This is a genomic window from Paenibacillus sp. FSL H7-0323, from assembly GCF_038002725.1.
Classification (GTDB): domain Bacteria; phylum Bacillota; class Bacilli; order Paenibacillales; family Paenibacillaceae; genus Paenibacillus_AQ; species Paenibacillus_AQ odorifer.
On sequence record NZ_JBBODB010000001.1, the window covers coordinates 6,861,563 to 6,876,139 of the forward strand.

Here is a 14,577-nt window from a genome sequence, read left to right on the forward strand (position 1 = left end):
AACAGGGAAGGGGGATTTCGCATGATTTACGAATTTTCTGCTCGCGCACACACATTGTTGTCGTCATCGCTTCTTAGTATCCGCACCCAAACACGGAGAAGCTCCATGATATCGCTAGCTGAAGAATTACCAGCGGAAGAACTATTCCCATTGTCACTGCTTGCTGAAGCAGCATCTACGGTGATTTCAGCAGATGCGGGAGCACTGCAATATGGTGATCCTGCAGGGTACGGACCGCTTCGGGAGTGGCTTGCAGGGGATTGGCTTAAAGAAAAAGGGGTAAATGTTGTTGAAGGTGGAGTTCTGCTAACAACGGGTAGCCAGCAAGCCATTGATTTGTTGTCGCGGGTGTATATTGATCCAGGAGATCGTGTATTAGTAGAAAATCCGACCTCTCCAGGATTTTTGCAGACTCTTCGGATGCAGGGGGCCGTTATTATTCCTGTACAGGGTGATTTGGACGGGCTTGATCCGGAGCATTTGCGGAGCCAGATCGAGCTGCATAAGCCGAAAATGCTGTTCGCAACCCCTAGCTTTACCAATCCAAGCGGCATTTTATGGAGTTTGGAGAGACGCCGCGCAGTATTGGATTTATGTATCGCATATAACATCTTGATTGTGGAAGATGATTCTTATGGGGATTTGCACTTCCAGAAGCAGGGTGAACACAAGGCTAAAAGATATCCGTCTTTGTATGCACTGGAAAATATCAGCGATGGCGGACACGTGCTTTATATCGGTTCGTTCAGCAAGACCGTTGCGCCCGCGCTGCGGACGGGCTGGGCGGCAGGCAGCCGAGTCTTGATCAGAATGATGTCTGCGGCTAAGCAGATGGCCGATTGGCAGTCGAGCGCATTAAATCAGCGGCTGCTGCATCATTTATTGGATGTGTCTGCGTTTGATCTGCGTGAGCATATCGCGCAGCTGAATCGAGAGTATAACACCCGTCTGAAGCTTATGGTGGAACTGCTCAAGCGGCCTGCTTGGAAGGGCAGCTCCTATGACCTTCCATCAGGAGGCATGTTCCTGTGGGTCGCACCACCAGAGGGAATGGATGTTATGGCGTTGCTCAAATGTGCGCTGGGTAAGGGAGTGGCTTTTTTGCCAGGTCCGTTATGTAGTGTAGATGGAGTCAGCAATCACCTTCGCCTTAACTTTAGCCATCCCGGGCGGGATGAGCTGCTGCTTGGCATGAATCTGATGAGCGAAGCGGTTAAGGAGTTCACAGCACGGAGTTAGGTAGTGGAATGAAAGTTGTGAATGAAATGATTGAAATGATGAAAACACAACACAAGACACTTTTAGAGCTAAAACAAGGACAGAATTACAAGTCGGGCAAGATGAAGTTCGTGATGTGAGATTAATTAGGGAAATCCTCCCTAAAACTGGTCGATTTGAACTCTAAAATGGACTATTTAGGGAATTTCTCCCTAAAAAATCAAGGGATTCCCCGTTTTAGGGGTAAATCTGGCGAAAATCAGGGAGGAATTCCCTAAAATGCAGTTTTTAGCGTGTGAATCGAAGAATATTGGGGAGGATTTCCCTAATAACTTAGTGTGCCCTTTTCGGAAGGGTGTTTTTAAGCTTATTTTGCTTTGAATGATTTAGTAAATAGCGCTCGTGTTCGAAGATTGTAAATAAGTTAGTTAAGTACAGTCAAGTAGAGCTGGATGAGGTACGCATGAGACATGAACGTGGTAAGAGTGAGATATGAACGTGGTACGAAAGAGTTACTAATGTGATGAGAATGATTTACGAATGTGGGAAGAGCGAGTTAAACACGCGGTAAGAATGCAATTCGAATAGGGAACGTATGAGTACTAATGAGATATGAGTAAAATAAGACATGGTACGTATGAGATACTAGTGTGTTAAAAATGTAATCTAAATGTGATATGAGTGTAGTAAGAGCGTGGTACGCACCAGATACTAATATGTTAAGTGTAAGTTAAGAACATGGAATGCACAGAGATAGGATTTAAATAAGATAAGACATACGAAAAAGCATCCCGTAGTTGGGATGCTTTTTGGCGTTATTTACACATGTTATGTGTGCATCAGAATAATAAGTTTAAAGTCTGAGTAAATGATTAGAACCGAGCTAAAAGAATAAGACCCGACTAAAAAGAAATAGTCGATAGAAGTACTGTCCAGGCTAGGTTAGCTAATTAATGGGATGATTGCTGTTATTGGGTACGCCGCTTGTTATCGCGGCATATTCCACCAGCGCCGCATGACCGGCTGGGGTTAGGGTGTAACGCCCACGGCTTACCCGGTGAAACCAGCCGTAGTAGTTATTCTGAAGCATAGCGGCGGCGGTGGGTACGCCGCTACGCTTCCGCAGCTCGGCCGGAGTGATGCCGGCCGAGCGGGGAGCGCTTCCTGCGGCCAATACGGCCGCTGGAAGCGTGCTTGAGGCAGCGCTAGGGGCATCGCTTCGCGTGCCTGCCGCCGCTGCCTCCCGTGCTGCCGCGTCCCCGGCAGCACGGCTCTCCGGCGCTGAGCTCAGCGCCGGAACCTGTTCAGCGGTGCCCGCCGCTGAACGTTTGGCTGCTGCAGGCGAAGCCTTCGCAGCTGCCTTCTCTGCAGCGGCGGCGGCGTCCGCCTCCGCTGCTTGCAGAGAAAGCGCGACACGCAGCGCTTTCTCGCGGTAGGCCGTCACGAGCTTGACGCGCGTGCTGCCGCCGCGGTGTTGTAGTCTCCGCTGCGCTCGCGGAACTCATAGAGCAGGCGTTCGCGCCGCCGCTTATTGCTGCGCTGCGCAGGCGGCTTCTCGTCTGGCTCTACGAGCACCTCGACCAGCGGTGCTTTGGTCTTATAAAAGATAACAGTGATCAGCCCAAGACCGAGGTAGCGGCATAATCCGCTAAGCTCGCCCCAGCGCTGGTTCACCGCTCCTTTTTTATCACGGACACGTTCCACTGCGAGATAGACGGTGGGACTGAGCTTCAACCGTTCTACCCCTTGCAGCAGTAAGGCGAGATTGAATGATTTTTTCATCTCCACGATCAGAGGCTGTTCAACGTCCTCCCGAATCCCCACCAAATCGCAGGTCCGAACCTCACCTTTGATGCTGTAACCCTGCTTTTCAAAAAAATCTTCAAAGGAGCATATAGCTCCGTTTCATGTCGTACCGCCATCTTGTCACTCCCGTAGGCCTTTATTTTCGGGTTTCCCAATAAGGTTTTACAGCCATTTTCTGATTCTCTATTATAGCACAGTAAAAAAGAGGTCAACTATTCCGCGCTTGCCGCATAGGTATGTAATACACTTTTTAACGCTATAGGAGAGCAAGTAGAAGAGCAAGTAGGAGCGCAAGAGGAGGCAGCGAGCAATGGACATTTTTGAGCGTATAGCTTCGTATCGGGCTGAGAACGACCCTATTGGCGTGGAGCGGCACCTTCAAGCAGTATATAGAACTGTTGAGAAAAGACCCTCTCCCGCAAAAACCGCTCACTCCCGCGTTTATGACATGATTAAGTCGCACGGCGTAGAGGACATAAACGGACGCAAACGGTATAAGTTTTTTGAACAGGAGATTTTTGGACTTGATCGTGCAGTCGAAAAGTTGGTCGAGGAATATTTTCACTCTGCAGCACGTCGGCTTGATGTTCGCAAACGGATTTTGTTATTGATGGGACCTGTCAGTGGTGGGAAATCGACCCTGGTCACGCTGCTTAAACGTGGTTTGGAACAGTACTCGCGGACAGATGCGGGTGCGGTATACGCAATAGAAGGCTGCCCGATGCATGAGGACCCGCTGCATTTGATCCCGCTGGAGCTCCGTCCGGAGATTGAGAAGGAACTTGGTGTACGGATTGAGGGCAACTTGTGCCCATCCTGCCAGATGCGTCTAAGAAATGATTATGCTGGTGACATTGAGCAGGTTAAGGTGACGCGTGTTATTCTGTCAGAAGAAGAGCGGGTAGGGATTGGTACTTTTAGTCCCTCTGATCCGAAGTCTCAGGATATCGCCGATTTGACAGGAAGTATTGATTTTTCGACCATTACTGAATTTGGTTCGGAATCTGATCCGCGTGCCTACCGTTTTGATGGGGAGTTGAACAAAGCTAACCGTGGGCTGATGGAATTTCAGGAAATGCTCAAATGCGACGAAAAGTTTTTATGGAACCTGCTGTCACTGACGCAAGAAGGCAATTTCAAGGCTGGCCGCTTCGCGTTGATAAGTGCGGACGAAATGATAATTGCTCATACAAATGAAACCGAGTATAAGTCGTTTATTTCTAATAAAAAGAATGAAGCGCTCCAATCCCGTATGATTGTTATGCCTGTTCCGTATAACCTCAGAGTTTCGGAAGAGGAAAAAATCTACGCGAAGCTGATCGCCCAGAGTGATATGAGTCATGTGCATATTGCACCACATGCGCTGCGTGCCGCCGCTATTTTTTCTATCCTAACCCGTCTTAAAGAAAGCAAAAAACAAGGTATGGATCTGATCAAAAAGCTGCGGATGTACGATGGCGAAGAGGTCGAAGGCTATAAAGAGGCCGATCTTAAAGAGATGCAAACGGAGTATTTAGATGAGGGCATGTCCGGAATTGATCCGCGTTATGTTATCAACCGCATTTCCAGCGCTCTGATCAAAGGAGATCTGCAGTGCATGAACGCACTGGATGTCCTGCGGGCGATAAAGGATGGCCTGGATCAGCATCCGTCGATTACAAAAGAGGAGCGGGAGCGTTATCTGAACTTCATCTCCATTGCCCGCAAGGAATATGATATTTTAGCGAAAAGTGAAGTACAAAAGGCATTTGTCTACTCCTTTGAGGAATCTGCGAAGACACTTTTCGAGAATTATCTAGATAATATCGAAGCTTTCTGCAATTGGTCGAAAATTCGTGATCCGCTGACGGATGAGGAAATGGAGCCGGATGAGCGGTTAATGCGTTCGATTGAAGAGCAAATTGGAATCTCTGAGAATGCAAAAAAAGCGTTCCGTGAAGAGATCCTGATCCGGATTTCCGCGTATTCACGCAAAGGGAAGAAATTCGAGTACAACAACCACGACCGTCTGCGGGAAGCGATTGAGAAAAAGCTGTTCACAGATCTCAAAGATATTGTCAAAATCACCACCTCGTCCAAAACACCTGATGAAAGTCAGCTCAAACGAATCAACGAGGTATGCGCCAGACTTATTGACGGACATCACTACTGCCCAATTTGCGCCAACGAGCTGCTGAAATACGTGGGAAGTCTGCTTAACCGTTAAAAAAGAGTTCATTTATGCGGGGTGTTCCAAAAGCCATGAAAATGGCTGTGGAGCACTCTTTTTTTGCCCTCCCATGTTGTATTTTCTTCCTTTTACCCTCCTAATGTTAATCTAAACGCCGCAACCCGTCTGACTAATTTGGCTGTTGTGCGTAAGAAGTTGCTAAAGGACACAGGTGACACTAAACGTAGATTTTGAGCATATTTCGCAGGCTATCGGACCCCATGGTCGCTATTAGCAGGAAAAACCCTAAATATGAGCCGTTTTTGACTAATAGCTGCACTGGAGTCCGAAACTCCGCTCAAAAGGCGATGTTTTTGCAATTAACGTCATCTGGGTCCTTTAGTCAGTCGTTGGGAGCAACAGAACTGAAGAGTAAGTAGTTACGTGGATCCAGCGTTGTCTACTTCGAGGCTTACCCAAAATGATGGTGACTAAGAATACGCAGAGTTGTGATCCTTTTGTAAATGGAGGATCACTGCTCTGTTTTTCTATACAGGCAATAATGCAGCTCAGCAAAACAGGAACAGTCCATTTCCAGCGCAGTTGATATAATGAAATCACCGTACGGGGAAAGGCTGGTGCTGCACTTGAATTACAGTAAAGATATAGAAAAATGTGTTGAATATATAGAAGCTCATATTAAAGAAAATATAACGGTTGAAGAAATAGCGACGGAGGTCGGATATTCGGTGTATCATTTTTGCCGAGTGTTTAGCTTGTGCAAAGAAATGTCTGTGATGGAATATGTGCGGAGCCGAAAATTATCCTTAGCCTCAATTGAATTATTTGCTGGAAAAAAGATCATTGATATTGCGCTGGACTATGGTTTTGAAACACAAAGTGGCTTTACTAAAGCTTTTCGCAAAACCTTTGGTTATAGTCCGACACAATATGCGGCACGGATGGATGGGTTTAGTAAAGGAAATTCAATATTTGATATCGGAGGTTATATTATGAATCCTGTTTTTGTTCGTAAGCCTGCTTTTAAGGTGGCTGGTTATGGTATCCAAACTAATGTTGCGGGTAGTATGTACACTAAGGATATTGCTTCTTTTTGGAGCCATTATGAGGGTGAAAACCTGGAGTCCAAAATGTATAAAATACTAAACCCGCCTAAACACGGAGAAGTTGGTTTATGTATTCCGTCTTCAGATAACGGCAATGCCACCTATCTTTTGGGTGTTATTGTTGAGGACTACTCCAAGGTAGAAGCTGATATGTTGACGATGGATGTGCCAGAAGCCGAATATGCCGTGTTTACAACACCTCCAGTGGATACTTCAACGGATACAGAGCAAATAGAGTTTGCCCAAGTCATAAAAAGCAGCTGGAAGTACATCTTCGAAGAATGGTTTAAGGACAGTGGTTACGTTTATGACGAGACTAAGCTGGATTTTGAGTTTTACGATGAACGCTGCCATTCGCGGCCAGATACAGTGATGGAGATTTACGTTCCTGTGAAAAAGTTGACTGAATAGTCGATAAGGGCAAAGACCGCGCGGTGATAATTGTAATTTCAGAAATGTTTGGACTTTAGGTCGCTGACAAAGGCGAACGCTACGGTCCTACATTTTCAAACTTCCTTACGTTACGTTCACCTGAGCATTTGCCATGTGCAGTTATTAAGTTGATATGAGGGTGTCGATGAAGGTCCGCAGCGTGTTACCGCTGTGGGTCTTCTTTTTTAGGAACTCCCAAATGGAAACCAATGATACTTTTGGGGTGTTTTTTTATCTAATCAGTTTATGTTTGACGAGTATGTTCTTCCGTAGTGTAATAGAGTCAATTAGAAAGGTAATTTGAAAATAACGGGGAGTGGGGCAGATGATTAGAGAAGCGAGAGCTGATGACTGGAAAGACACAGCGGAATTATTAGAACAGTTGGGATATCCAGATACAGAAGTGTTCATGCAAGAAAAAACAGAAAAGCTAATCCTACATCCGGACGAGGAATTATTGGTTTTTGAGGAAGATGATAAAGTGGTAGCTTGTATTTCCATGCATTACATACCCCAATTAGGTCTGGTAGGAGAGACTGCAATTATAAGTTATCTTGTGGTGAGTAATGCCATTAGGAGCAAAGGAATTGGAAGAAAGCTTGAGGAGTATTGCGCTGATTTAGCTAGAAAAAGAAACTGTGATAAAATTCAGGTTCATTGTCATTCCAGAAGAACTGATGCGCATAGATTTTATGCTCGACAAGGATTTGTTGAGGCTCCAAAATATTTCTCGAAGTCGTTAAAAGAATCTGAATCCTCATTTTAGTCATAGCAAAAAGCGGCAGACCAGGGTGTTAATACCCGTCTAGGTCTGCCGCTTTTTTTAGTTTAAATAAACTTCCGCTGCACCTTTTTGCCATCGTATGAAAAACGCGCCTTTTTGTCTTCCACAACCGTCTGTAGATGAACCGTCCGCCCCCATAAAGAGTAGATGTGAGGGAGTGTGCGCTCCAGATACTTCAGATCCAGCTCGATGCTTTCATAGCGATGAGTTATAAATAATTCACCATTCTTCTCGAAGTCTGCGTCCTCAATGACCAAGTAAGGAGACCCGCCATTGACCCGGGCGAGCACCAGTTGATCTCGTACATTTTCCCATGCTTTATCGGTGATTTTCCATTCGGGGCCTTTTTTCTCAAAAACATAAAGATCGAGGTCGTTCACCAATTCCTTCGACAGATAGCTGCGGATAAAGGAGGTATCGGATTCCAACTCACGTACTTCAAAGATTTTCTCACGGTCCCAGCGGCGTTCGATGTCTTCAAAGATTTTCAGCCCCAGATAGTAAGGATTCAGGCTTTGCCGTGAGGGCTGCACGACGGATGAATTCAATTTTGCGTATTCCACAGTTTCCTCTTCGGTCAGATCTAGTTCGCGAACGATGCGCTGATGCCAGTAGGAAGCCCAGCCTTCGTTCATGATCTTCGTCTCCATCTGCGGCCAGAAGTAGAGCATTTCGTCATGGAGCATCGTCATAATGTCACGCTGCCAATCCTCCAAAACAGTGGAATATTGCTGGATAAACCAGACCATATCTTTTTCTGGCTCAGGGGGAAAGCACGGTTTCCAGAGGATGCTTCCTGCGGCCCGGTATTGCTTTTATCTAAATTCCATAATTCGTCATAAGGATTGGATGATTTCGAGCCGCCTGGAGGGGCGTCTTTGAGCTCCTTCATCTTAGCTTCCAGTAGGTGAGTTTTGCCCAGCTTGCGTGGCTGGATCAGACTGGGGTCTATATGCTCCTGGATAGCCAGCACTGAATCGATGAAGCTCTCCACAGCATCAGTTCCGTAAGTTACAGAATAACCTAAGCAATCCGATCTGCTGTAGCTGACATGCTCTCGACCATATCTCGGTTGGACATGGAGAAACGCATATTATTTTTGAAAAAATCACAGTGCGCTAGCACATGGGCAACGATCAGCTTATTCTGAATCAGTGAATTTCCATCCAGCAGGAAGGCATAACAAGGGTTGGAGTTAATAACGAGCTCGTATATTTTGCTCAGTCCGAAATCGTATTGGGATTTCATTTTATGAAAGGTTTTTCCAAAACTCCAGTGTCCAAATCGTGTAGGCATTCCATAAGCGCCGAATGTATAAATAATATCTGCGGGGCAAATTTCATAACGCATGGGATAAAAATCTAAACCGAAGCCAGTGGCTATTTCCGTAATCTCGGCAATGGCCCGCTCTAGCGCATTAATTTCTTCGCTTGGCATGAATCTTTCTCTCCTTCCTACTCTGGGCACCGCCTGTATGGGGCAGAACCTATATGAAATGCGGATACCTGTATCGAAAAATGCTATTCATACTATGTATATGGGAGGAGGGGAGGCAATATGACGGGGGAACTATCGTAGCCACCACCCAAACGTATTTATAAATAGATGATTCCTCATTCAGAAATTCGGCGAATTCTTCCTCGCTGTCACTGTATGTGGAAATTCCATCCTTGCGATCCTTCTGAGCTTGCTGAAGTTGAGACAGGACACCTTCATTGTTGAAAATGACTGAAGTCATTCGCTTCTTCTCCAACAAAGATAATACAAACGAAAAGTATAACAGCGAGAGAGATTTTCAAGGCGTCTTGAAGTAAAGAAGAAACTATGGGGTGGAGAATTTATAGAATGGTTTCTATACTAGCCTAAAATGATATTTGTCAAACGGTTTACCGCCGTATGCAAAGTTTCTTTCCCCTCTACACAAGCCATTGCAACCCCGTAGATGCCCCAACTCCAAAATGTAGCCAGTAAATAATGTTCTTCCTTCACACCATGCTCTTTATCTAATAAAGCTTGAAGTGTTTCCGTCAATCGTTGTTTAATTTCATAGTCCATTTTCGATTTGAATTCTTCAAGAGCATGTTGACATTGTAAGGATAAATTTATTTGAGAACTCATAATAGCTTGGAGGGACATAATAATTGTTTGTTCATTGATGACTTCTTGTAAGGCTACTTCATTAAAAATTTCTTTCGTAAGAACTTCTCTTTGAATCACATCGATTAAATCGTATTTATCCACAAAATGATAGTAAAATGTTGAACGGTTAATCTCTGCTTCTTGTGTAATATCACTAATGGTAATATCACTAAAATCTTTTTGTTTAATCAGTCTCATAAAACCATTCATGATATTTTCTCTTGTTCGTTGAATCCGTGGATCTTGTTTTTTCATTTGTACCTTCCTTCTTAAAATACTAATACTTTTTGACACTTGTTGGATTAATGGGTGACCCCATTATAACAGAAAAAATTTTCGAAAAAAACACTTCATGGTCCATTTTTTGTATGGACTACGAAGTGCAGTATAAAGATAATAAACGATTAGAAGCTTTGTGCTAATTGCTTGGCACGCTCGATGCCTGCTGCTTTAATTTTCTCGGCATTATTTGGCATTTTAGCTTGACCTTCAATAAATAAACCTTCATATTCAGTAATACCCATGAAGTTCATAATATGTTTTAAATATCGATCGCCTAGCTCTTCATCTGCTAAATGACCTTCTGAATAAAAATCACCGCGAGCTTGAATATGAAGCACTTTCTTATTATGAAGTAAGCCAACAGCACCAGTCTCCGTATATCTAAACGTCTTACCAGGTACAGCTACGGCATCGATGTATGTTTTCACAACGGATGGGAATGAGAAGTTCCACATCGGCGTTACGAATATCATTTTATCCGTTGCAATAAATTGATCGAGAATTTCGTTTAGGCGACTAACTTTCGCTAATTCCTCAGTTGAAAGAGCGTCAATTTTCTGTCCTGCACGAAGTTTCCCCCAACCACTCATAACATCTGCATCTAAATTTGGAATATCTTCTTTGAATAAATCCAAGGTCACGATTTCATCCGTTGGGTTGGTCTCTTTATATGTTTCAATAAATGCCTTTCCTGCTGCCATACTAAACGAACGATTTTCGTCATTTGGATTTGCTGTAATAAATAATACCTTAGTGATAATAATCTCCTCTATTCTTTTATGTTTACAACAATTGTTGTTAAAGTTAGTATAAAACGATTAATCTACTAAACAAACCATCAATTTTATTGAATTGTTGCAAATCCAACACTCAGCTAGCATTGATTGAAATAGTTTTGGAAAAAGAGAAGCGGCCAATCGGACACAATCCACGAAGGGGATGAATCTGAAATAAAAAAGCTCTCCATAAACGATGCTTCATCGTTTGTAGAGAGCCTTTTTGCGTAAGCACCTTAGCTGACCGAAGCCCAGCCTTCGTTCATGATTTTTGTCTCCATCTGTGGCCAGAAGTAGAGCATTTCGTCATGGAGCATCGTCATAATGTCACGCTGCCAATCCTCCAAAACAGTGGAATATTGCTGGATAAACCAGACCATATCTTTTTCTGGCTCCGGGGGAAAGCACGGTTTCCTGAGGGTGCTTCCTGTGGCCCGGTATTGCTTTTATCTAAATTCCATAATTCGTCATAAGGATTGGATGATTTCGAGCCGCCTGGAGGGGCGTCTTTGAGCTCCTTCATCTTAGCTTCCAGTAGGTGAGTTTTGCCCAGCTTGCGTGGCTGGATCAGACTGGGGTCTATATGCTCCTGGATAGCCAGCACTGAATCGATGAAGCTCTCCACAGCATCAGTTCCGTAAGTTACAGAATAACCAAGAATCCGATCTGCTGTAGCTGACATGCTCTCGACCATATCTCGGTTGGACATGGAGAAACGCATATTATTTTTGAAAAAATCACAGTGCGCTAGCACATGGGCAACGATCAGCTTATTCTGAATCAGTGAATTTCCATCCAGCAGGAAGGCATAACAAGGGTTGGAGTTAATAACGAGCTCGTATATTTTGCTCAGTCCGAAATCGTATTGGGATTTCATTTTATGAAAGGTTTTTCCAAAACTCCAGTGTCCAAATCGTGTAGGCATTCCATAAGCGCCGAATGTATAAATAATATCTGCGGGGCATATTTCATAACGCATGGGATAAAAATCTAAACCGAAGCCAGTGGCTATTCCGTAATCTCGGCAATGGCCCGCTCTAGCGCATTAATTTCTTCGCTTGGTATGAATCTTTCTCTCCCTCCAGCTTGGGCTTATGCTGCAACCTATTCTGACAAGGCTGCAAAGGTTCCGCGACAACGTCCGGGACTGTTCCATTTAAGTATATGGGAGAGAAGATGAGTGTATGACGTTCTGAATTTCTGAGTGGAAATAATGTGATTTTGTATACATTATTGGAAGGAAGCACTAGCTTTTTTTGTATGCGAATTCTATCAACGGTATCCTTCTCGGTGAATTCGGACTCAGATGACGTTATTTGCAAATTTCCAGCCTTTTGAGCAGGGTTGCGGACCCCACAGACGCTATCCCGCAGAAAGAGGCTCATATGTGGTGTCTTTCTTGCCAATAGCGGCTATGGGGTCCGTTAGCATACCAAAAGTGGAATAATACTGCGATTAGTGTCATCTGTGTCCGATAGGTGCCCAATAGGTGCCCAATAGGTGCCCAATAGGTGCCCAATAGGTGCCCAATAGGTGCCCAATAGATGCTCCATATGTGTTCGAGGAGCAGTTCCATAGGTGCCCGATAGAAGCTCCACAAGTATCCGATTAGTACTCCATGTGTTCGAAAAGTGCTCCACAAGTGTCCAATTAGTGCTTCACAAATTCCCGATAGCTCACCACACAAGCATAAGCAGTCGAGAGAACGTAACCTTCCCCAGAGTACCCAAACCCTCAGTACACAAACCCTCAATAGACAAACCTCCGTTGCGCCCAATAGCTGAAAAGGAAGATTGAAGCCTCGGTCAGTAGCTTGGCAGCGACAAGCGGAATAATCAGCTTTTCATTATAGAAATAGAGTAGCCCATAGTTGAACAACAATACGAGGATCACCAGCGCAAAATATTTGGGAAGCGATGCCTGAATCTTGGAGCGTTTGCCGCCTGTGAAGACGTATTTTCGGTTCATAGAATAGTTAAAGACAGAGCTGCACAATCTCGCGGTCGCGACGGACAGGAATAGGTTATGGCTGAGCCTCTGAAACAGGAATAAGAGTGTGAAGTCGAGCAGGGCTGACAGCAGCGAAGAAGTGCTGAATATCAGTATCGGCAGATAAATCCGGAAGGAGTCCATCAGAGGCCGGAAATGGGATGATTTATTATCGTCCAGATAGACGGTATCGATGTACTCTTCAGTAATGGTATACCCCTCTTTATGGGCGGTTAGCAGCATGTTCATTTCATATTCAAACCGTTCGCCGGGAATCTGGCATAGCCAATCAAGCATTGATAGGGGGTAGCCGCGCAGACCAGTCTGTGTATCATAAATCTTAGTGCCTGTAGTTAAGGAAAAGACCGTCCGGGTTACCGAGTTGCCGAAGCGGCTGCGCAGAGGAATGGTTCCGGTGAACCGGCGGCTGCCGAGTACGATTCCCGGGGTAGTCTGGTTCCGCAGAGATTCAACGATCCGGTTAATATCATAAGGCAGATGTTGGCCGTCGCTATCCGCGCAGACTACATAATCCGGCAGACCAGTCTCCTGAATATACTGGAACCCTGTCTTCAGAGCACGTCCTTTTCCGAGGTTGACTTCATGGGTTAGGACAGTGCAGCCGAATGCTTCGGCCATATCGAAGATTCCACGGTAGTGCGGGCCGCTGCCGTCATCCACAAGAACAATAGGTTCGAGCTGGAAATTATGCAGCTGTAAAATCAAATCGAGCAGTCGTTCATCGGGCTCATAGGCTGGGATCAGTATAGTCATGATGTTGCACCCTCCTTGATATAAAGAATGTCGCTGACGCCCCGCTCCTTGTTTTTGCCCTGCGGATTATTTACGACCCGTCCCATGAAGTACATAGTGGATGAACCACCGCCGTCCAGATTGTAGGCTTCTGTGGCGCCAAGCTCGGACATTACATCAGCTAGCTCAGTAAGGGTCATCCCACGGCTGTACCCTTCATTGCGCCCGTCAACTACGACAAACACATAATGGTTTGGTGCGATCATACCAACTGCGGTGCGGGGATTCGCATTCTGGATGGAATGGTTGCCGAAGTTAGTATCGATTTTGACATTGCTGAAATCACTGGCAATCTCCCCGTCCTGAATCAGAATCGGACCAAAGGAAAGGGTATCGGTGGCCCCTTGCGCCAGCAGTTCAGAGGAAGAAATCTCTTCCTCGTTATAGGTTTGCATTGTCCCATCATCGAACAGCGCCATTGCATCCCGCACAGGATCATCACGATACACCGTGCCGTTACGGATTATCACTCCGTCATTGCGGAAGCCATAGTAATCACCATTGATGGCAAAAATCGCATGGTTCGCGGAAGCAATGTCCGAGGTATCCTCAGTGATGTTTGTTCCAAAGCTGTTGTCGGCAAAAGCAGTGCGCAGGCTGCTCGCTTCCTTGAGGACGATATCAGCGACAAAATAAGTGATCTGGTCTGATCCGGAACCGGTCTGCACTTGGTCGATCTGGATCTGAATATCATCGCTGGAGTAATTCCAGTCGTCAGAGGTTGCGTTAACTTCGGCAGCTGTAACGGCTGTAGCTCCTGAGCTGCTAGTTGTAGCTGCATCATCCGCAACTACGACTTCGACATGTTCGATTAAGTAACGATCTGCCAGACTATATATCACTGTGCCGAGAAGCAGGAGGACAATGATCATCACGATCAGCAGCTTTCGTTTGAAGCTCCAGGCTTGCTTACTTCTCTTGTTCAACATTGAAGCATCACCTCATTTTGTAAGTTGTTATGGCCATAATACCTGGGCTACCTTTAATGAAACTGAAATAAAAGCTGAAATAAAAACCGAAATAGTAAGAGCTCCGGGAAATTGGTATAATTTAACGAAGAGG

10 protein-coding genes and 2 pseudogenes are annotated in these 14,577 nt (G+C 45.2%); 4 read left to right on the top strand and 8 right to left on the bottom strand.

The window, feature by feature from the left end; all coding sequences use genetic code 11:
* Window positions 1-21: 21 nt before the first annotated feature.
* The gene (locus tag MHH89_RS30475; protein ID WP_036684431.1) at window positions 22-1,239 is read left to right on the top strand and encodes an aminotransferase-like domain-containing protein; all 1,218 of its coding nucleotides are present in this window, start codon (window positions 22-24) and stop codon (window positions 1,237-1,239) included.
* A gap of 925 nt (window positions 1,240-2,164) precedes the next feature.
* On the opposite strand, the gene MHH89_RS31405 is transcribed toward MHH89_RS30475, so the two are convergent.
* Window positions 2,165-2,662 (bottom strand): DUF2161 family putative PD-(D/E)XK-type phosphodiesterase, encoded by a 498-nt coding sequence (locus MHH89_RS31405; RefSeq protein ID WP_445739135.1) that lies wholly within the window; start codon window positions 2,660-2,662, stop codon window positions 2,165-2,167.
* Window positions 2,659-3,000 carry a DUF2161 family putative PD-(D/E)XK-type phosphodiesterase gene (locus tag MHH89_RS31410; protein ID WP_445739148.1) on the bottom strand — a complete coding sequence of 114 codons (342 nt, stop codon included), beginning with the start codon at window positions 2,998-3,000 and terminating at the stop codon, window positions 2,659-2,661. The genes MHH89_RS31405 and MHH89_RS31410 overlap by 4 nt, the downstream gene beginning before the upstream one ends.
* 334 nt (window positions 3,001-3,334) lie before the next feature.
* Here MHH89_RS31410 and MHH89_RS30490 point away from each other — a divergent pair, with 334 nt between their 5' ends.
* From MHH89_RS30490 to MHH89_RS30500, 3 genes are all read left to right on the top strand, one after another.
* Window positions 3,335-5,230, top strand: a complete 1,896-nt coding sequence (locus MHH89_RS30490) for a PrkA family serine protein kinase (protein ID WP_445739136.1) — start codon at window positions 3,335-3,337, stop codon at window positions 5,228-5,230.
* Window positions 5,231-5,784: 554 nt separating this feature from the next.
* The gene (locus MHH89_RS30495; protein WP_248547664.1) at window positions 5,785-6,711 is read left to right on the top strand and encodes an AraC family transcriptional regulator; all 927 of its coding nucleotides are present in this window, start codon (window positions 5,785-5,787) and stop codon (window positions 6,709-6,711) included.
* Between the two features lie 346 nt (window positions 6,712-7,057).
* Entirely contained in the window at window positions 7,058-7,498 is a 441-nt protein-coding gene (locus MHH89_RS30500; protein ID WP_341088757.1) for a GNAT family N-acetyltransferase, read from the top strand.
* A gap of 62 nt (window positions 7,499-7,560) precedes the next feature.
* On the opposite strand, the pseudogene MHH89_RS30505 reads toward MHH89_RS30500, so the two are convergent.
* The 6 genes and pseudogenes from MHH89_RS30505 to MHH89_RS30530 all read right to left on the bottom strand — a co-directional run bounded on the left by MHH89_RS30505 (window position 7,561) and on the right by MHH89_RS30530 (window position 14,444).
* Window positions 7,561-8,953, bottom strand: a pseudogene (locus MHH89_RS30505) (SpoVR family protein).
* A gap of 420 nt (window positions 8,954-9,373) precedes the next feature.
* Window positions 9,374-9,910: a TetR/AcrR family transcriptional regulator gene (locus MHH89_RS30510; protein WP_076195279.1), complete on the bottom strand. Its 537-nt coding sequence runs from the start codon at window positions 9,908-9,910 to the stop codon at window positions 9,374-9,376.
* A gap of 149 nt (window positions 9,911-10,059) precedes the next feature.
* Window positions 10,060-10,695: an FMN-dependent NADH-azoreductase gene (locus MHH89_RS30515; RefSeq protein WP_076281059.1), complete on the bottom strand. Its 636-nt coding sequence runs from the start codon at window positions 10,693-10,695 to the stop codon at window positions 10,060-10,062.
* 263 nt (window positions 10,696-10,958) lie between these two features.
* Window positions 10,959-11,778, bottom strand: a pseudogene (locus MHH89_RS30520) (SpoVR family protein); the annotation flags it as partial.
* Between the two features lie 684 nt (window positions 11,779-12,462).
* Complete coding sequence (locus MHH89_RS30525) at window positions 12,463-13,476, bottom strand: bifunctional glycosyltransferase family 2/GtrA family protein (protein ID WP_076281057.1); 1,014 nt, start codon at window positions 13,474-13,476, stop codon at window positions 12,463-12,465.
* Window positions 13,473-14,444 (bottom strand): phosphodiester glycosidase family protein, encoded by a 972-nt coding sequence (locus MHH89_RS30530; RefSeq protein WP_341088758.1) that lies wholly within the window; start codon window positions 14,442-14,444, stop codon window positions 13,473-13,475. Before MHH89_RS30530 ends, MHH89_RS30525 begins: the two co-directional genes overlap by 4 nt.
* Window positions 14,445-14,577 lie beyond the last annotated feature (133 nt).